Source organism: Anatilimnocola aggregata (assembly GCF_007747655.1).
Taxonomy (GTDB): domain Bacteria; phylum Planctomycetota; class Planctomycetia; order Pirellulales; family Pirellulaceae; genus Anatilimnocola; species Anatilimnocola aggregata.
Genome location: NZ_CP036274.1, coordinates 115,527 through 135,564 on the forward strand (window position 1 = coordinate 115,527; position 20,038 = coordinate 135,564).

General features: G+C 59.7%; 14 protein-coding genes. 13 read left to right on the plus strand and 1 reads right to left on the minus strand.

All coding sequences use genetic code 11. The features are described from left to right. Nucleotides 1-32 precede the first annotated feature (32 nt). From ETAA8_RS00425 to ETAA8_RS00475, 11 genes are all read left to right on the plus strand, one after another. Nucleotides 33-1,484, plus strand: coding sequence for a DUF1501 domain-containing protein (locus tag ETAA8_RS00425; RefSeq protein ID WP_145083254.1), 1,452 nt, complete (start codon nucleotides 33-35; stop codon nucleotides 1,482-1,484). Between the two features lie 52 nt (nucleotides 1,485-1,536). Further along, nucleotides 1,537-4,035, plus strand: a complete 2,499-nt coding sequence (locus ETAA8_RS00430) for a DUF1588 domain-containing protein (RefSeq protein ID WP_202921469.1) — start codon at nucleotides 1,537-1,539, stop codon at nucleotides 4,033-4,035. Nucleotides 4,036-4,063: 28 nt separating this feature from the next. After that, nucleotides 4,064-5,464, plus strand: a complete 1,401-nt coding sequence (locus tag ETAA8_RS00435; protein WP_202921470.1) for a DUF1552 domain-containing protein — start codon at nucleotides 4,064-4,066, stop codon at nucleotides 5,462-5,464. Nucleotides 5,465-5,583: 119 nt separating this feature from the next. Then, a complete protein-coding gene (locus ETAA8_RS00440; RefSeq protein WP_202921471.1) occupies nucleotides 5,584-6,981 on the plus strand; it encodes a DUF1552 domain-containing protein in 1,398 nt (465 codons plus the stop codon). A gap of 41 nt (nucleotides 6,982-7,022) precedes the next feature. Continuing rightward, nucleotides 7,023-8,261, plus strand: a complete 1,239-nt coding sequence (locus tag ETAA8_RS00445; protein WP_145083266.1) for a Gfo/Idh/MocA family oxidoreductase — start codon at nucleotides 7,023-7,025, stop codon at nucleotides 8,259-8,261. A 106-nt stretch (nucleotides 8,262-8,367) separates the two neighbouring features. Further along, nucleotides 8,368-9,171 (plus strand): HEAT repeat domain-containing protein, encoded by an 804-nt coding sequence (locus ETAA8_RS00450; protein WP_238397647.1) that lies wholly within the window; start codon nucleotides 8,368-8,370, stop codon nucleotides 9,169-9,171. A 199-nt stretch (nucleotides 9,172-9,370) separates the two neighbouring features. After that, a complete protein-coding gene (locus ETAA8_RS00455) occupies nucleotides 9,371-11,188 on the plus strand; it encodes a formylglycine-generating enzyme family protein (protein ID WP_145083272.1) in 1,818 nt (605 codons plus the stop codon). Nucleotides 11,189-11,215: 27 nt separating this feature from the next. Then, the gene (locus ETAA8_RS00460; protein WP_145083275.1) at nucleotides 11,216-12,676 is read left to right on the plus strand and encodes an alpha/beta hydrolase; all 1,461 of its coding nucleotides are present in this window, start codon (nucleotides 11,216-11,218) and stop codon (nucleotides 12,674-12,676) included. A gap of 28 nt (nucleotides 12,677-12,704) precedes the next feature. Beyond that, on the plus strand, nucleotides 12,705-13,901 hold the full coding sequence (locus tag ETAA8_RS00465; RefSeq protein WP_145083277.1) for a hypothetical protein: 1,197 nt from the start codon (nucleotides 12,705-12,707) through the stop codon (nucleotides 13,899-13,901). 135 nt (nucleotides 13,902-14,036) lie between these two features. Further along, nucleotides 14,037-15,092: a formylglycine-generating enzyme family protein gene (locus ETAA8_RS00470; protein WP_202921472.1), complete on the plus strand. Its 1,056-nt coding sequence runs from the start codon at nucleotides 14,037-14,039 to the stop codon at nucleotides 15,090-15,092. A 50-nt stretch (nucleotides 15,093-15,142) separates the two neighbouring features. Then, a complete protein-coding gene (locus tag ETAA8_RS00475; protein WP_145083283.1) occupies nucleotides 15,143-15,331 on the plus strand; it encodes a hypothetical protein in 189 nt (62 codons plus the stop codon). 107 nt (nucleotides 15,332-15,438) lie between these two features. Here the strand turns inward: ETAA8_RS00475 and ETAA8_RS00480 are convergent, their stop codons facing one another. Further along, the gene (locus tag ETAA8_RS00480) at nucleotides 15,439-16,203 is read right to left on the minus strand and encodes a GntR family transcriptional regulator (protein ID WP_145083286.1); all 765 of its coding nucleotides are present in this window, start codon (nucleotides 16,201-16,203) and stop codon (nucleotides 15,439-15,441) included. Nucleotides 16,204-16,391: 188 nt separating this feature from the next. Between ETAA8_RS00480 and ETAA8_RS00485 the strand changes: the two genes are divergently transcribed. Both ETAA8_RS00485 and ETAA8_RS00490 read left to right on the plus strand, forming a co-directional pair. Beyond that, nucleotides 16,392-17,360: a hypothetical protein gene (locus ETAA8_RS00485; protein WP_145083289.1), complete on the plus strand. Its 969-nt coding sequence runs from the start codon at nucleotides 16,392-16,394 to the stop codon at nucleotides 17,358-17,360. A gap of 15 nt (nucleotides 17,361-17,375) precedes the next feature. Continuing rightward, a complete protein-coding gene (locus ETAA8_RS00490; RefSeq protein WP_145083293.1) occupies nucleotides 17,376-20,036 on the plus strand; it encodes a DUF1592 domain-containing protein in 2,661 nt (886 codons plus the stop codon). Nucleotides 20,037-20,038: the final 2 nt, after the last annotated feature.

The window sequence follows — 20,038 nt, forward strand, 5'->3', positions numbered from 1 at the left end:
ACAATTGGGACGGTCGCCGAAACAAGGAAACTATGATGTTTACAATCCGGCCGAGCTACTCCGCTAACTGTTCGCGGCGTGCGTTTCTGCGCGTCGGCGCGGCCGGGTTGGGCGCGGTCGGTCTAACCCGACTCCTCCGTGGCGGCGAGCCGGCGGATAAGCCGTGGTTGCGAGACAAGTCGGTCGTGTGGCTGTGGCTTGGCGGTGGTCCGCCACAGGCCGAAACGTGGGATCCGAAGCCCGACGCGCCGGAATCCGTGCGCACGATGTTCGGGGAAATTCAGACTTCGCTCCCCGGAGTCGCTTTCGGCAGCCACCTTCCGAAGCTGGCGGAGCGAGCGAACCGGCTCGCGATCATTCGCTCGTTCCAAACGCCGTGCAAGGACCATCAGGACAACTGGGTCCGGGCGATGCTCACCGGCAGCGAGGCGAAGATGTCGCCGCCCAGCGCCGGGTCAGTGTATGCGTACCTGCGAGGCACGAACAATCCGCACACGGGCGTGCCCAGCTACATCGTGCTCGACAGCGGCAACAACCAGGAGTTTCTGCAGGAGCACTTTCTCCGCGGCAATACCCACGGCGACCTTTCTGTAGCGTATGCCCCGTTCAATCCGGCCGGCGTCATCACAAGGTCGCCGGAGCCGACCGGCCCGCGGCGGAAGCCGGACGGTGACGTCACCTTCTCGCCTCTGGTCCAGAACATGGAGCTGCGGATCCCGGCCGACCGCGCCGCGAACCGCCGCGAGCTCCTCCGCGGGCTCGATGCCGCGACTCGCAGGCTGGAATCGGACCCAATGTGCGCGGCCCACGACGCTTACACCGAGCAGGCGTACAAGGTGCTCCAGGGGAGCGTCGCGGAGGCGTTCCGGCTCGACCGCGAGGACCCGCGGACGGTGGAGCGGTACGACACGAGTCACATCACGCTGACGTGCCCGAACTTTCTCAAGCTGCCCGATTTCCCGCGGCGCCCGTCGCTGCTCGGCCGGCAAATGCTGATGGCCCGGCGGCTATGTGAGGCCGGTGCTGGGCTGGTGATGGTCGAGAATTGCGGGTGGGACTTCCACGGCGGCGACGGGCTTAATCCCAATGTGAAGGACGGGCTGGAGGGTTTCGGGCCGCAGCTCGACCACGCGGTGTCGGCGTTCCTCGACGACGTCCGCGACCGCGGCCTCAAGGACCGCATCCTGCTCGTCGTATGTGGTGAGATGGGTCGCACGCCGAAGATCAACCCAAAGGGTGGTCGCGACCACTGGCCGAGCCTTGCCCCGCTCCTCCTCGCAGGCGGTGGGTTCAAAATGGGCCAGGTCATAGGCGAATCGGACTCGCAGGCCGGTCGCCCGGTGACGACGCCCGTGACCCCCGCCGACCTGATCTCGACCGTGCTACGAACCTTGCTCGATCCGACGAAGCTGCGACTGTTCCCGAATATCCGTCCCGACCTGCTCCGGCGCGTCGAGGGAGTTCCGATTCCCGGCCTGTCCTGATATGCGATTCGGAGAGCGACCAAAGCTAACCTGCAAGAATCCGAGAAATCCCATGAACAGCGACATACCGTTCACCGAGTTGACTTCCGATCAACTCGAACGACGCTCGGTGCTCAAGGGCATCACGCTCGGTGCCGGTGGACCCCTGCTCGCCCCGCTGCTGCAGAAGATCGTCGCGGCCGCCGAGGTCAACGTCACGCCGCCAGAGCCCTGCGAGTATTTGCGATTCCTGCCGAAACTGATCCTGGCGTTTGCGCTGGCGGCATGCTGCTGCTCCCAGGGGATCGTTGCCCAGGAGGCCCCGTTCGAACCGTCCAAGGCGCCGAAGGAGAATCAGAAGGAGGCGGCCGACTCCCAGCACCTGCGCTCATTCCTCGATACCTATTGTGTTCGCTGCCACAATGCGAAGAAGCAATCGGGCAAGGTAACTCTCGATCAATGGCCTGACGTCCAGCTTTGGCAGCAGGTGTTCGCGGTGGTGGACGGGGGCGAAATGCCGCCCGAAGATGCAAAGCAGCCTCCACCAGTGGAACGCGCGGTCGCCCTCCGCTGGATGCGGCAAGTACTTAAGAGCATGGGGGTCGCACTCGACGAGAGCGCAACCGTTGCGGCAAATCGCGGGAATAGTGTCGATCACGATGCCCTGTTCGGCACGGGGGTAGGTAAGGCGGGTACTCCCGCTCCTAGTACCCGGGCTCGTCTTTGGCGACTGACTCCCAAGGCCTACGAAAACTTTCTAGACGAGAAGATACAGCAGTTCCAGCTCGACTTGCCGCTCTGTTCCCAGAAACCGAAAGAATACGGGTTCGGGATGCCACACTTGCCGCAGGGTCAATTGAAGGCGCCGTGGTCCTTCACTCCACAATGGGATTTCACCAACTATGCTCAGACCTTGCGCGTCGGCGAATCGGAAATTGAGATCCAGTTGCGCAATGCCAAAGCGATGGCCGATGCCATACTCCTGAAATTCGCAGGGAAATTGCGTAATGGCAAGCCGATCAGCCCAAGCAAGATCAAGGAAGGGGACCGGATCGCGCAACTCGACGCCATGATGAAGGCTGGCAAGGCGACGACATCTGATCAGGTCAGGTCGGCCGTCTCGGAAACCTTCAGCAAGATCCTGGGGCGGGAACCCGATGCCGATGAATTGGCTCGGTACTCTGCCGTGATCCAAAAGGAGCTGGAAGCAAACGGCACCGAAGACGCGGCGCGGCAGTTGCTGATTGCAGTGCTATGTACCCCGCGATTGGTTTATCGGGTCGAGACGACCGGAGACGGCAGGAGGATACTGGCTCCGCATGACCTCGCCCGAGCAATCGCCTTCACCCTCACCGACAGCGAACCTGACGCCACGTTGCTTCAGGCGGCCAAGGAAAACAGACTCACCACCGTGGAGCAGGTTCGTGAACAGGTCGTCCGCATTCTCGACGACAAGACCATCGAGAAACCACGACTCCTGCAGTTTTTCCGTGAATACTTCGGCCACCACGCCGCCAAGGAGGTGTTCAAGGATGAGCAAACGTTGCGACGGCTGCTTCCCAATTTCGGCGGTCGGCTCGTTCTGAATAGTGACCCGACTTTCAACGCGGAGTTCTTCGTCAACGACACCGACCAATTGATTCGGTGGGTGATAAAGGAAGATAAAGATGTCCTCCACCAGCTTCTGACCACCAACAAGATCTTTGTGCTTGCGTACAATCCGGACCTCCCCAGCCGACAATCCGATCGCAGGGCGAATCTCGTGAATGTTCCTGCCGACATGCCGATGGACGTCAAGCTGGCGGCCTATGAACGACATGCGCCGAATCTCTACGAAATCGGCGATTACGATCCCAAGACATTCACGCTCACTGGTTGGACGCCGGAACGTATCTACGACATGCCGGCCGAACATCGCATGGGGATTCTTACCCATCCCAGTTGGTTAATGGCGCAGTCGAGCAATACCGACAATCATCCCATTCACCGGGGCAAATGGATTCGCGAGAAGCTGCTCGGCCAGCGCATTCCCGACGTGCCGATCACCGTCGACGCCAAGCTCCCTGACGAACCGCACAACACGTTGCGGACGCGGATGCAGGTGACCCGGGAGGAATATTGCTGGAAGTGCCACAAGCAGATGGACCCGCTAGGTCTGCCCTTCGAGCAGTTCAACCATGTTGGCCGTTTTCGGACTACTGAAGAGGTGGTCGACAACGAAAAAACCAACGACAAGAAGAACCTCGGCAAGGACGGCAAGCCCATGGGGACGAGGTACACCACGGCGCCGCTCGATACGACGGGCGTCCTGGACGGCACCGGCGATCCCAAGCTGGACGGCGAGGTGAAGGATCCCTTCGACCTAATCCGCCGATTGGCGGCTTCGCAACGAGTGGAACAGGTCTTCGTGCGGCATGTGTTCCGGTTCTTCATGGGTCGCAACGAGACAGTCGAAGACGGACCCGTGCTGGTCGCCGCTCATCAGGCCTACCGGGACAGCGGCGGCAGCTTGAACGCTCTGCTGGCATCACTATTGACATCCGATTCGTTCCTGAGCCGAACCAAGGAGTAATACCATGACGATTAATCGTCGCACACTGTTGCAGCAGTTTTCCGTTGGCGCCGGCGGCATGCTGCTCACCCCCTTTCTCCAGAAACTGGAGGCCCAGGAACGCGGAACCTACCGGACTCCCAAACGCGTCGTATTCGTGCTGTTCGGCAATGGCTTTCCCGAATTTGGCTCGGTTCCCACGGGCGTGTCGCTCGAAGTCCAGGAGACCCAGCAGATTCCGCTCGACCAGCACGAGTTGCCGTTCGACATCGAACCGTTCAAGCCCTACAAGGATCGGTTGGCCATTCTGCACGGCCTGCGCGGCGGGCGCGTGATGCCCTATCACGGCGGCGGTTTTGGCGCCCTTTCCGGCCTCTTCAACGGGGCAGGTACAGAACGCTTTACCAAGGTCGCTGGCGAATCGATCGACGCCGCCATTGCCCGGAAGCTGCCTGGAATCTTTCCGATTCTGAATCTGGGCATTGATCCGGGATCGGCTTCGACCCAGGCGCATTACTGCTCCTCAGCCTGGGGACCGGGGCGGCCCATCGCCTCGCAGTGCCGTCCGGAACTCGCTTACCAATCGCTCTTCGGAAGCATCGGCGCTACGAAGAACGATTTTGCGTCGCGTCGGAATCTGCTCGACTTGATGTCCGGTGACATCAAAAAGCTGGAAGCAAATCTGACGGGAATAGAGCGAGAACAGCTCGATCATCACATCGCCGCGCTCGAAGCGCTGTCGAAGCGTGAATCGAATCTATCTAACAAGTTCGAAGCAGGCACGCTGGCCGAGTCGGCGCCTCAGCTCCCCTCTCCTTTTCCCGTCACCTGGAAAGACACGGTCACCGCGCAGTTTGACATTGCCGCCTCTGCTTTGGCGGTGGGTCTGACCAACGTGGTGACGATCACTTCGGAACTCTGCGCAATTCGCGGCAAATACTCCGGCATCTCCGACGTCACCACGCACCAGTTGGGCCACGACGACCCGGACAAGGAATTGAACCTGCAGGGCTTCAAGGTTCTGGCGCTGACACGACGGCACATGGCCGAACGGACAGCCGCGCTGCTCGAGAAACTGAAGAGCACACCCGAGGATTCCGGCACGATGCTCGACAATACGCTCGTCGTATTCATGAGCGACAGTGCCGAGACCCAGCACAGCGCGGCGAACAACTGGCCGTTTGTGCTGCTGGGCAATCTCGGCGGCCGCATCCGCACCAACCAGCTCGTGCTTTACCCGATGCGCGAACATAGGCTAGGCGACCAGAGACCTGGTGAAGTAATGAAAGGGTTCGGCGGCAAAGGCCTTTCGTCGAATCCAACGATCAACACGCTGTACAACACGCTCTTGCACGCCGTGGGCGACCCGCGGCCGCATTTTAATCTGATCGGCGCAGACAGAGAGAATCCTGCGCTCGCCGGACCTCTCAAGGAGTTGCTGGTCGCGTGATTTCGGTAGGCTCTCCCGTTCGGAGTAAAGGCAAGCAGTTCAGATATCAGCCAACACGGTAGAACCAGCCAAACCAAAGGCTTCCAATGAACTTGAGTCTTATGCAAGGTGAATTGAACATGCACAACCCACTGAAAATGATCACCCCCGACCAACTCGACCGCCGCTGTGTACTCAAGGGCATCACGCTCGGCGCCGGGGCGGTCGTGCTTCAGCCGTTTCTCAACGCTCTGGCGGCCGAGGCCGCAGGCGAGGCGCCGCCGCCACGGATCGTGTTCGTGATCGAGAGCAACGGGCTCTGGCCGTACCATCTCCGGCCGAAGAGCTTGGATGTGAAGAAACGGGACCAATGGCTGGAAGCTTCGCTCGCCGATCATGAGCTTCCCTCGCCGATCTCACCGCTCGCTCCTTTCAAGGACCGAATGACGATCATTCAAAACCTTTCGTGCAAACATGCCTTTCCGAATCATGGGTCCGGGTACGGCGCGCTGGGCTGTTACAACGCTCGTGCGAGCCAGGCCAACGGCGGGTTCAATGATCCTTTGGCTCAGACGGTCGATCATGCTCTGGCCGGATCGCTCCCCGGCATTATTCCAGTTGTCGGCTTGGGCGTGCATATGAATCCGGAGACCGCGTTTGCCAACACCGTGTCTGTCGTCGCCCGTAAGCGGCCGCTCCCCATCATCTGCCAGCCCGACATCGCCTTTGGTTCGCTCTTCGGCAGCGTCGCCGAGGGTAATGCAGCCAAGGTCTTCAAGTCGCGAAACAAACTGCTGGACTGGATTCAGTCCGACATCAAACGGGTTCAAAACGAGTTGCCGGCAATGGATCGCGAGAAGCTCGATATCTACCTCGACACGTTCGAGCAGATGCGCTCCCGCCAGGAAAAAGTCGCGACGATCAAGGACCGCCTCAAGGCCAACCTGCCCACGATCGATAAGTTCAACAGCAAGCTCCAGACCGATCGCTTCGAGGCGCAGTGTGTCGTAGCCGTCGCGGCGCTCGCGTCGCGTTTGACGAACGTGGCGGTCATCGATGCCTCCTGCGGCCCGCACGGCTACAAAACGTGGAAGGAACTGGGCGTGAACATCGACGAGCACGGGATCGGTCACACGCACCCGGACAGTCCCGAGCGCGACAAGAACGCCGTGCCGATCCGCCAGTTCCACGCTACGCGGGTCGCCGACCTGGCGAAGCGGCTCGCGGCCATCCCGGAAGGCAATGGCACCATGCTCGACAGCACGCTCATCATCTGGATGAGCGACTCGGCCGAGGAGCATCACGGCCAGGGTGAACAGTGGCCCCTGGTTCTCGTCGGCAACTTGGGCGGAAAGCTCAAGACCGCCGGGCGATACCTGCAGTTCCCAAAGTACGGCGAAAAGGGACACCGCACGCTGGGCAACTTCTATCTCTCCCTACTGCACGCCGTCGGCGACAAGCGCGAGAAGTTCGGCGATTCCGATCTCGCGCTCAAGGACATCGACACCGCCGGTCCGCTGATGGAGATCTTGACGTAACCGAGAAGTTAAAATCCGACACAAACCAACAGGAGAACGCCATGAAAAACCGAAAGACAAAAGCTCGGCCTGCCGTTTCGCGGCGTGATTTTCTGGCCGGTTCGGCGGCTGCGGCCGCGTTCACGATCGTGCCCCGGCACGTGCTCGGTGGTGAAGGTCAGACGCCGCCCAGCGAGCAGATCCGCGCGGGGCTAATCGGCTGTGGAGGCAGAAGCTCCGGGACGTTTAGTCTGCTTGGCAAGAATGCGGTGAAGGTGGCCGAGTGTGATGTCAAGTTCAAGGACAAGGCCGACAACAAGACGGTCTACACCGATTTTCGCCGAGTGCTCGAACGAGACGACATCGATGTGATTGCGATCGCCACGCATCCCGGCTGGCACGCGTTGATCTCGATTGCCGCCATGGAGGCCGGCAAAGACGTGCTTTGCGAGAAGCCGCTCTGCCGATTCATTTCCGAGGGCCGCGCGATTGCCGACGCGGAAAAGAGGACCGGCCGTATCTTCCAGATCGAAAGCAAGGGCGCCCCAGGAAAGTCGAAGCTCCGCAAGATTCTCTACCACGGGCTTGTGGGCAACAAGTTCGACCGCACCGCGATTGTTCGCGGCGGCTTCAAGCTCGATCAGTGGTATGGGCAGTTGGAATACGGCGTGGGTGCTGGCAAAGGTCTGGATTGGGATATGTACTGCGGGCCAGCGCCGCTGCGGCCTCTCAATGGGCATCGGGTCGGGGGTTCGCATCGTGGCTACTGGGATTATGACGGCGGCGGTTTGGGGGACATGGCGACGCATCATTTGTGGGGGCCCGCCTGTGCAACGGGACGAGACCTTTCCTGCCCGGTGGAGGTCATTCCCTATGCGCCACCGCAGCATCCCGAGGCAGCAGGCATGTGGGGCTGGTGCGAGGTGAAATTTGCGGATGGCTTCAAGATGGTTCTTGAAAGCACTGAATGGGGGAAGCCTTATGTGCAGCCCGAGAAGCCTGCGGATAGCGATGAAAAGTACCTGCTGGGCCTTCTCAGTCCCGAAGATCTTAAGAAGTTGGACACCTTGCCAGACGGCCCGGGAGGCGAGCCCGGCTTTTTGGAGGCGATCCGCACACGGAAGCAGGCCGGAGGCCACGCCGAGCGGGCACACAAGGTGACCATGATCTTCCACATAGCCAACGTGGCGTTTCGCTGCGGACGAACTGTGCGCATGGACCCTGTCACCGAGCAGATCATCGGCGACGAAGAAGCCAACCGCCTGGTCAATCAGCCGATGCGAGCTCCCTGGCGGCTGTAATCAGAGATTCCGGCTTACCATCCGACAAGAACCAAAACAGGACACATTCACCATGGCTATCACCGAACAGTTGAAAACGCTCGTCGAGCAGATGCCGAATTCAGCAATGCAGAAGAAAGAAGATCGAATCGGCAAAGACGAGATCAAGGAGTCGATCGAAAAGACGGTGGCCGCGATTGCCGCCGGGGGAAGGGAAAACGTCCTCGGTCTGATCGAGATGCTCGCGGAACCCGGCAGCATGGAGGACTGTAGACCGCACTTCGCCCTGCACTGTGTGGTCAACTATCCGCTCGTGACCCGCGACGAGAAGATGCGGAGCGAGACCTGCGAGACATTGGCCTCGCAACTGGGCAATGGCAAGCTCAGCGCCTACAACCGCAGTTACCTCTGCCAGGAATTGCAGTGGGCTGGCCGCGACGAGGCCTGTACCGCGCTCGGCAAGGCGGTTCTGGACGAGGGCACATCCGACGCCGCCGCGATGGCCCTGGTGGCCATCGGCGGCGAGCGGGCGGCGGCGCCCTTGCGCGCCGCGGCGGAAACGGCCAAGGGGAAAGTGCGGCTCAATGTCATCGACGCCCTGGCAAAGCTGGCCGACTCCAAGTCGGAGGCGGCCTTTACCGCGGCTCTCAGCGACCCCGATGAAGAAGTCCGTCTCGCCGCGGCCGCCGGACTATCGAAGGCGGGTTTGCCGACGGCGGCCAAGCCGTTGCTCACTGCGGCGGAAGCAGCCAAAGGGTGGCAGCGGATCCAGCTTACGAAGTCCTGCCTAGTACTGGCCGAGAAACTAGCTGCCGCCGGAAAGAAGCCGGAGGCCAGGCAAATCTACAAACAGCTAAAAACGACTCGGACAGCCGACAACGAACGGCATGTTCGCGAGTTTGCGGAGATTGGGCTTAAGGCAATCGCTTGAGAATCCTCGCCGATTATCCGGTCAGATGACTGCACGCGGTCGGCGACCGGCGTGAGAAGTTCGGCGAACCCGACCGCGACCTCGCGGACATCGACACCGCCGGGCCGCTGACGGAGATCTTGGCGTGACGCGATCTTTCCTAATGCACCTTCAATCACTTTCCACCGGCAGGCCAAAAGGCCTAACCAAATGAGTTCCCATGCGAACCCTATCCGTCTTGTGTTGCCAGTTTACTTCGTTGATTGTCGGTGTCTACCTCATCGCGGTCACGGCCTCGGGTGCCGAACCCGGTTCAGATCGGGGGAGCGTCCAGGAAATCAAAAATAGCGTGGGGATGAAACTCCTGTTCATCCCGCCGGGAAAGTTCTTGATGGGCTCGCCGGAAAGCGAACCCGGTCGCGAGGCTCAAGAGGTCCAGCACGAGGTGGAACTGACGAAGGGGTTTTACCTGGGAACGCATGAAGTCACATTCGGCCAGTTCAAGCAATTCGTCGCCGACACGAATTACCAGACCGAAGGCGAGCGCGACGGCAAGGGGGCCTACGGCGCCAACGAGGCGGGCAAGATCGAAGAGATGCACGCCCGGTTCACCTGGAAAACCCCTGGGTTCGAGCAGACCGACGAACATCCGGTGGTCGATGTGTCGTGGCAGGATGCCAAAGCGTTTTGTAATTGGCTGAGCGAAAAGGAGAAGAAGACCTATCGCTTGGCGACCGAAGCCGAATGGGAATATGCGTGTCGCGCCGGCACGAAGACGGCGTACGTGCATGGCGACGATCCCGAAGGCTTGGCGACCGTGGGCAACGGAGCCGACGCTACGGCGCGAGCCAAGTTTCCCGGCTGGTCCATCGGCATCCAGGGGAAGGACGGGCACCTCTTCACGGCCCCGGTGGGCCAATTCAAAGCGAACGCCTTCAGCCTGTATGACATGCACGGCAATGTGTGGGAGTGGTGCGAAGACTGGTACGTGCCGAACAGCCATCCCCAAGAAAAGCAGATCGATCCGACTGGGCCAGCGACAGGCAAAGCCAAAGTGCAACGCGGCGGCGGTTGGTCGAGCGACTCAAAGCGCCTGCGATCCGCAGCTCGCGTTGGTCGCGATCAATCGGCCTATCGCGGCTGCTACCTCGGCTTTCGCGTGGTCCTGGAGCAATCGCCGGCCGAGGCTCCCAAGGAATCGGGAACTGCTGCGGAAAAACCCGCCGGAGGGCGCGTGGCCTACATGCTGCTCGTCAACGGCGCGGTGACCGATGCCGTCGTCAAGGCCGCAAATATCGAAGGACATAGGTCCGTCGTTGCTCCTTACATCGGAACCTGGCACGACATCAAGGGCATGGAACGCATTCAGTCCGGTCGCCTCGACCGCCTCGAGCGGGGAGAGATCGACACGCTGCTGATTGGAACGTTGCACTGCTACCCTCACGCGGAGACGTGGAATAATCACGTTGGCCTGGACTCCACTCCGGCGGGCCTGGCCGCGCTCGGCGTCAAAAACAACCCGACGTTTCACATCGTTTGGCAGACGTACGTTTGGCCCGTGGGTCAGATGCCAAAGGACGGCAAGAAAACGCTCGACGTGGCCGCCATGAAGAAGCGCGCCGCGTCGGAACCGCTGAAAGAGCTGGAGAAATTGGTCGACGCCATCAACGAGAAACACGGTCGGAAAGTCGTGCTCATCTCGCCGGTCGGAGTGGCCACGATCAAGCTGGTGGAAATGGTCGCCGAAGGAAAATTCCCCGGCATCACCGATCCGGCTGACCTGTGGACCGAATTCAACATGCACTCCAACCGCCACGTGCTGGCGCTGACCGCCTACTGTAACGTCGCCACGATGTACGGCGTCTCGCCGATCGGGCTGAAGCCGGACTTCTCGCAGGTCACCTATGGCGGCGGTGGCAAAGGCCCCGGCATCCAGTCGATGGAGGGCATCACCGAAGAACAGCGGGTGATCCTGCAGAACATCGCCTGGGAGGCGGTGTCGAAATATCCGCATGCGGGATTCGCGACCACCAAGTAGGACGACTACCTGATCGGACAATCAATCATGAAGCGATTATTCAAATTTTCGTTGCTGTTCCTCGGCGGCCTGCTGATGCTGCTAGGCCGTGGAATCGAGGCCCAAGGTGACGAACCGGCGAAACCCAAGAAATGGCCGAATGCCTGGGTGCCGGAAGGCAAGCCGCTCCGGGGCATCTTGCATTTCGACGGCAGGCAAGCGGGAAACCCCAAGCCTTGGCAGCCCTTCTGCGAGCGTCACGGACTGGTGTGGTTTCCCTTCGGGCGCGATGGTGACGTCGCTGTACTGGATGAGAAATTTCGCGAGGAAGTCGCCGCAGAGTTGAATCATCCGGAACTCGTCAACGCCCCGGTGATCCGAGTGGGACTCTCGTCGAACGGCGGCTTCACGATGCTGCTTGCTCAACAGCACCCGGATCGCATGTTGGCGTGTGTGGCCCATCAGCCGTTGCCTCCCTGGGCCAAGGGAAATGAGAACTTCAACTTCAACCGGATGACCGAAACCAATTCCTCGCTCGTCGGCAAGCCACACGACATTTCGCAATCGTTTCGTGTGCCGTGCATCCAGCAAACAGGCGAAAACGATCCGGTTTGCGGCACCATCATGGCGTACGGCCTCGACCGTTACGCTCGCAGCCAGCAGGCGCCGTGGACCTATTTCTGCCTGCCCCGTGGCGGACACGGCAACGTCGTGCCGAACGAGTTGTTGATGCCGTGGCTCGACGGCGTCATCGCTCAGCGATTTCCCGCCGATGTCGATCTTTCCAAGGGACTGCCCAAGCTCAACGAAATCCGGATCGAGTACGGTTGGCTGGCCAATCCGCACACGCTGGAAATCGCTGAATACGCGAAATTCGCTGGCGATAAGTCCAAAGCCACCTGGTTGCCGAATGAAGCGAGTGCCCTGGCATGGAAGAAACTGGGCGTAGCCATGCCTTTCGAACTCCCCGAGCAATCGGTGCGGATGCCTTCCGGGTTGATCGACAAATTGGTGATCCACGATCCCAAATCGAATCGGGTCGTGCCGTCGGACTCGGTCTATTGCGAGCCGTGGAAGGTCGTCGCGAATCTGAAACCGGGGGACGTGGGTTGGAAGGTGTTTCCCAGCGCTGGCCCGGTGGCCGTGATCGGCAAGGTGCCCGAACTCGTTCGCGGCTGCGACTGGATCAAGCCCGATAACGCCTCCCTGGCCTTTGCGGGCGAGGTGCTGATGGAATTCACCGTGACCGACAAGGCAACGGTCTACGTGGCCCACGACGAGAAACTCGCGAAGAAGCCGGCTTGGTTGGCGGACTGGAAGGACACGGGAGAGTCGTTGCAGGGCGGATATCTGGGGAATGAACGCAGCTTCCGGCTCTTCGCGAAGGAATTTCCCAAAGGGGCCGCAGTCAAACTAGGCCCGAACGGCACGAGTGTCGAGAAACAAGAAAAGCCACAGTTGCTATCGTGGATCTATCTGACGATCGTAAAGCACCAGAAAATACAGTAACTACAAGTATCTGACTCGAGAATTTATCATGCTGCGACTAATCACATTCCTATCGATTGGAGTCGTTTGCGGATTCTTCGCTTGGTCGTCCAACGCCAACGCCCAGGACCCGAATCAACCGGTTGCTGCGGAAAAGCCCGCTGGCCTGCGAGTGATGAGCGGCGGACACAGTTGGTCGACTGAAAACTCCGAGCCGTTGTGCCAGGCCGCTGGTATCACCGGGCACAAGAGAATCAAGATCACAGGCATCAACAGCAACCGCATCGAGGACGTGACACCGCTGCTCGAAAAAGGCGAGATCGACGTCTACGTTTGGCAGCACAACTCGGTGGGACCAGAGTTCCCCAAATTCTTGCCGACGCTTGTGGAACTCGGCCCCAAGCACAATCCAAACTTCCGTGTTTTGATGCAGATGCCTTGGCTGACGAATGACGGACGGCAAGGCGTCAAGTCGCCCGAGGAGTATGAAACTACGGACCTCGCGGAATATCAAACCAAGATGGAAGCGTTGCGCAAACGGCAGGAAACCTATGTGGACGAAGTCAACGCCAAGGCCGGCAAGCGAATTGTCTTCCTGGTACCGCTCGGCGACGGGATGCTAGAGGTGCGGAAGATGATCGTGGCCGGAAAGTTCCCCGGCATAACAAAACAGAATTACAGAGATAAGCCGGGCGATCGCGGTTCCGTGCTTGGGGGCGATCACATGCCGCACCAGGGACTTCTTGGAATGCGACTGGGATCGTATATGCACTTCGCGGCCCTTTACCGCATGACGCCGGAAGGGCTGAAATTTCCGGGCAAGGAAGGTGACGGCCTGACCGACGAGCAGCGACCAATCTTGCAGAAACTCGCCTGGGACATTGTTTCCAAATACCCCTACGCCGGTATTGCGAAGTTCGAGGCTCCCCAGCCCTTGAAGCAGGGCGAGAAAACCGCCCCGGTTTCCGCCGCGCGCGCGACCGTCGTACCCGAAGCCTTGAAGGGTTGGAAAGAGACTCAGGATCTGCCCGCGGATACGGTGGTCACCAATTACAACGCCTACATCGAGAAGTTGCCGAAAGCCGAGCGGCCCGGCGTTTCCGATGTGAAGTACTACGTCGATGACATGGGACGCAGTGCAGTGGCGGTCCTTGTCAACGTCGGCGGCACACAATCGACGCACTTGCTCATCTACGATAAACAGAACAAGCGAACTGGCTTGACAAAGTTCAGTATGGGCAATTGAACTGCGCGTATCGAATGATAACAAAGGTGTTTGGCATGTCTCGATTCACACTATGTCCTCGCGTTTGGCCCTCTTCTGCGGATTACCCGAGAGAGTCGCCGCTCAACTCGCGCCTTCGGCACAGAAATGCTATTTATGAAGACAACCATTTTTCTGACTGCGGTGGTTACGGCCGCTTTGTTTGGTATTTCCAGCGAGTCCCAGACATGTGCTGATGGGCCCAATCCACGTCTGGCAAACACAAGAGATGCCAAGCTAGACAAGGAATTTGAGTATCTCATTTTTGATCTCGGCAAGGGAATCTACCTGAAACTCGTGAAAGTGTCAGCCAAAGGGAAGTCGTTCATCATCGGTTCTTCCAAATCAGAACAGGAAGCGGTGGTGAAGAAACATTTTGACGGCAAACGGCCGGACTGGATCGATTTTGAAGCCGACCATTCGGTCACCTTGACGGACGATTACTTCATCGGCCAGCGCGAGGTCACCCGCGGTCAGTTCCGACGTTTCGTGGAAGACGCCGGCTACACGACCGATGCCGAGCAGAGCGAAGGGGGATACGGCTGGAATGAAGAGTTGAAAAAGTTCGAGGGCCGCGACAAGAAATACAGTTGGAAGAACACCGGCGCCCCCGGGCAGTCGGAAGAACACCCGGTAACGAACGTCAGCCGAGCTGATGCGAGGAAGTTTTGCGAGTGGCTGGCGAAGAAAGCCGACGGCAAGGTTAGACTGCGCGAAGTTCGATTGCCTGGCGAAGCGGAGTGGGAGTTCGCCTGCCGGGCCGGCAGCACCGGACGTTTCTGCTTCGGTGACGACGAAGAGAAACTGGCGGAGTATGCCAACGTTGCCGACGCGACGTGGAACGAGAAGTTTCCGAATCCCAAGGCGATCAAGGCGAAAGACGGCCATGTCTTCGCGGCACCTGTGGGACAGTTCAAGCCGAACGAATTCGGCCTCTACGATATGCATGGCAATGTGTGGGAATGGTGCGAGGATTTCTTCGGCAAATACTCGGCGCTGCCGAAGGATCGCAACGGTATTCAGAAGAAGAACCAAGGGCAACTGCGTCCGGTGCTGCGTGGCGGCGCGTGGTATCTCAACCCGGGTTCCTGCCGCAGCGCGAACCGTTACATCGTGGGCGTCGGTTCGAGCCGTTACGGTGCCGCCGGCTTCCGCGTCGTTGCCGTGCCATAAGCGAGGACGCGCGACCGTTAATCGCATTCGCCAGATTGTGAGCGCCCAGAATGGCGAAGGCAAGGTTGGAGGCGGGACAGGTCGATGTCTTTACCTACACGCATTCAAACTGGCAAGTGACCGACATCACCTTCAAGTTGTTGTGGCAAGCCGGCTGGAACGTGCATGACGCTAGAGATTGGGCCTCGTTGCACTCGCAGCGTCGCTCGTTGCAACCAGTTGCACTCTGGCGGCCTTAAGAATGATAAGTACACCCAAGAACGCCAGCGTGACGCCATCCATCGGCGTGCACCGGGCCAATGAATCAGTACCGATAAAGCCGCCGAGAACTTTTTGCCACGGGGACTTATCGTAGCTTGCCTCGCGCGGGAGTCGCCGACTGAATGGGGCCCAGGCGGCTGTGAAATTCGTATTGGTCGCCGCGGTAGAGCGTGCGCTCCCACCAGAGTGGTGAGTCGTCTTCAAGATAGCCGACGGAGACGACTTCCAACGCTGGAGACTTTGCGGCGGTATGAAGGTGCTTCGCTTCGCTCGCCGACAACAGCCCAGCCCGGATCACTTCATTCGCCCCGCCGATCCTTAAGCCGTGCGTCTCGGTCCAGGTGCGATACAGCGAGCCCTCGGCCTGCGACTTGGTCAGCTTTGGGCAGTGTTGATGCACAACATAGCGATGCTCCCAAATCACGGGAATGCCGTCGGCGAGCCGTAAACGTTCCATTTCCCAGAGGAGCGCGTCACCGGTCAGCGCCAAGGCGGCTGCGATCTCCGAGTTGACTTCGGCCGCTGAAAGTTTGCCGAACGTAACCAGCTCTGTGCTCGGTTTCTTCCCGGCAGCTCGGGCCTTCTCGGTAAAGCTGACCAGCGAGCGGACGTCGTAGTCGATCACATCGCGGCGCACGAACGTGCCCAAGCCCTTGCGAAATTCGAGGAAGCCCTCGGAAACGAGGCTGGCCAGCGATTTGTTGGCGGTCGCGCGGCTGACCTGAAACTTTTCGGCGACTTCGCGTTCGGTTAGGAATTGATCACCCGAGCGATACTCCGTCGCAAGCGCGCTACGCAATCGCTGATTGAGCTGCTGATAGACCGGGCTGCGAACGAGTGACGTATCCATGCTGACGAGGCTTCTAAAAAGGGTTGACGCTGTGGCTTAGCCACTGTATCATCGTTTCGTCGAAATGGCAAGACCAGCGTTTCACCTGCAGCCAAAGCGGGAACAGCATCCTGCGGGTGATCGATGTCTGTCCGTGTGAACAATTCTGACAGGCTGAAAGCCTGATTCGCATGTCTTTGGAGCGACTCATGAACACACGTCTTTGGTTTGCATTCATCGTGATCCTAGGCGTGCAGCAGACAGCGCTGGCCTTGGAGATTCCGTTACATCCCGCCGAGGCGCGGATCGTCGAGCAGATCATCGCGGTCGAGGGGCACACGGTAGAAGTGGCCGAGATTCCCGGCTGGGCAAAAGGAGGCGTCATCAACCGTCTCAAAGAATTGGGGATCGACACTGCCAACCTGACGTCCTGGGGAGTGCGCGACACGAAGAGGAATGCGATATCGCTCAGTTGCATTTACGACTCGAACGGTCGCGTGCTGGCGCTCACCGGCAACGGTCCCTGGCTTCGAGACGAAAGTCTCCGCGCTTTGAAAGGGATGTCGGAACTGAAAATCATCCGTTTCGATCACAACGGCTTTCTGAGAAATCACCCGCTGGCCCCTCTCTACAGTGGCACCGGATTTGATGCCTTGTCGGATTCCAAACTCGTGGAGATCAAGTTGACCCTGGGCATCAACGATGCAGGCATGGAGCAAGCCGCCAAGATCAAGGGGCTCAAGTTCTTCGCCGTGGTGCATTCGCAAGTGAGCGAAGCCGGCGTGAAGTTCTTTGCAGGCCACCCATCGCTGGAATCCTTCACGGTGGCCGAGATGGGAAAGGTCTCGCAGACTGCTCTGGCATCCATCGCGAAGATGCCGAAGGTGACGCATGTCGGTTTTCAGGAAGCGTTCATTACCTATGAGGACGGATTCAAGCATCTGCTGGCGATGAAAGATCGGCTGCAAGAGTTGAACCTGTCCATGAGTGTGGTCAACGATGCCGACCTGAAACGATTGCAGGCCGATCATCCCAGTGTCAAAATTACAACGATTCCACCCGCGGAGATTGTGAAACGGCACAGCGGTGTCGCGAATAATCTCGCCCGCATCGCCACGGGCGAAGCTGCCGAAGCCCTGAAGAAGGCCATCGCGGAACACCAAGCCGACAAGAAGTAGTCGTGGAACAGACTCATGCAAGATGACTCCAACAAGTCGAAGAACACCATTTCAAGGTATGCGATGAAAGATTTCGTGCGCTGGGCCTTCTGTGCTCTGGGTTGCGCGCTGTGTTCGCAAATGTACGTGCTCGCCGCTAGCCCCGATTTCGAACGCGACGTCCTGCCGTTCCTTAAGCGGCACTGCTACACCTGCCATGATGCGAAGCAGGCGAAGGCCGGCTTCCGCATCGACCAGCTCGGCACGGATTTCCTCAGTGGCACGACTGCGGATGATTGGCACGAAGTCATCAACCAGATTAACAGTGGCGAAATGCCGCCAGAGGATGAGGCTCGACCGGATGCAAAAGCGGCCTTTGCGGTTGTCGAATGGGTGGGTGCGAAACTCAAGGAAGCCGAGAAATTAGCCCGCATGAGCGGTGGACGCATCCTGATGCGGCGGCTGAACCGGCAGGAATACGCAAACACGTTGGGTGACCTGTTCCAGCTCGATCCGCATTTTGTCGAGAAGTTGAAACGCGAACTACCTGCGGATGGCAAGGCGGAAGGCTTCGACCGCATCGGGAGTGCGTTGTTTTTCGACCAGACGCAGATGCTCGGTTATCTCGACTGGGCCGATCAGATTGCCCACGAAGCGGTGCAGAGCGCGCCGCCGCAGACGGAGACCTATGTCTATGAAGCGGAAAAGCACCTGAACCGGAACGAAAGCCCGACCGTCGAAGTGGCGCAAGCTATCGACCATAAGATTCCTCTCGGCCCCACTTTTTACGCCAAGCAGGCCACCGGCATCGAGATGTGGGCCGGCCATGGTGGCAAACCCGATGAAGACAAAACGTGGGCGATGGTGCCGCATGGACCGCGTCCGGACCTGACGAAGCTGGTCAAGCGGGATGGCTATTACCGCGTGCGCGTTCATGCCGGGGCCTCGCCCGGCGCGAGGGGCACGCCAGTGGTGATGCGCCTCACCTACGCCACCGGCACGCCGCTGGAGAGCGTCCACGATATTCCCATCCAGGGAACTCTGGAGAAGCCGGGCGTGGCGGAGTCGCTGCTGTTCTTGCGGGCCGGGCAGCCGGACCAGCAGAAGGGTTTGATGCCAACTTGGAACGGTATCAACAACCTGCGCATCAACAATCCCGAATGGAACGCACTGCACCTGCGTTGGCTCCAGTCGCAGGGTAAAATTTCAAAAGCTGTGGCCGCACGGGACGATGCCGAAGTCACGCGACTAAAGGCCGAGCGCGAGCAGGTACTCAAGGATTTGAATGCCTTCACCGGGCCGCGCTGGATTCCGCACCCGACACAGGACCCGGCCACTGCCCCCCGGCTCTTCTTGGACAAAATCGAAGTGGAAGGTCCGCTGCCAAAGGAATGGCCGCCGGCGAGCCATGTCGTGCTCGGGCTCGATGAGAAGACACCGCAGGATGAGAACGGATTGCGATTGGTGTTCGCTCGGCTGCTGCCGCGAGCGTATCGTCGCCCGGTTGAATCAAAGGAGGTCGATAAGCTCGTGAGCCTCGCCGCCGGTGCCATGCAACGCGAGAAGCTGTCCTTTCCAGATGCACTGCGGCTGGGCCTGCAAACGATGCTCTGCTCGCCGGGCTTTGTTTTCATCCAGGAGCCGCAACCGCGCGCCGCTGACCCCGCCAAGGGGACGCGCCCTTTGAATGACTTCGAACTCGCGAGCCGCCTCTCCTATTTCCTCTGGAGCAGCTTGCCGGACGAGGAGCTGCTCGCGCTCGCGGCGAAAGGCGCACTCCGGCAACCCGCAATGCAACGCGCGCAGGTCACACGCATGTTGGCCGATGCGAAGAGCCGGCGTTTCGTCGAGAACTTCGCCGGTCAGTGGCTCGATGTGGAGCAATTCGGCAGCGTGGAGCCGGCAAAGGAATACAAAGACTATGACAACGCGCTGAAACTCGCCAGCCGCGAGGAGCCGCGGGCGTTTTTTCAACAGGTGCTCACGGAGAATCTGCCGGTCGCGAACTTCCTCGACTCCGAATTCCTCGTCATCAACGAACGGCTCGCACGGCATTACGGCATTGAAGGTGTGAGCGGTGAGGCGTTTCAAAAAGTCGCGCTCACGCCGGAGCATCATCGCGGCGGCGTGCTCGGCATGGCAGGACTGCTGACCTTGCTGGCCGATGGCACCCGCACCTTGCCCGTGCGTCGTGGCGCGTGGGTCTTGGAAAAGCTGCTCAACGACCCGTCACCGCCTCCGCCGCCGAACGCGGGCGACATTCAGCCAAACACCGCTGGGAAGAACCTCAGCGTGCGCGAGCGTCTCCAATTGCACCGCAGCGAGCCGAACTGCGCGAGCTGCCATGCCAAGCTTGACTCCTATGGCCTCGCACTGGAAAACTACGACGCGGTCGGTGCCTGGCGCGAGCGGCAGAATGGCGAGGGCATCCAAGGACCGAGAGCGCCCGTCATCGACGCCAGCGGCGCGCTCAAATCCGGACGCGCGTTCCAAGATCTCTCCGGCTACAAAGCCGCCTTGATGGCCGAGCAGGACAAATTCAATCGCGCCTTTACAGAAAAACTGCTCACCTACGCGCTCGGCCGCCCCGTGGGCTATGTCGACCACGCCACCATTGAAACCATCCTGAAATCCGAGCCACGCCTGCAGTCGCTCGTGCAAGCGGTCGTCGCCTCCGAACCCTTTCAAACCAAATAACT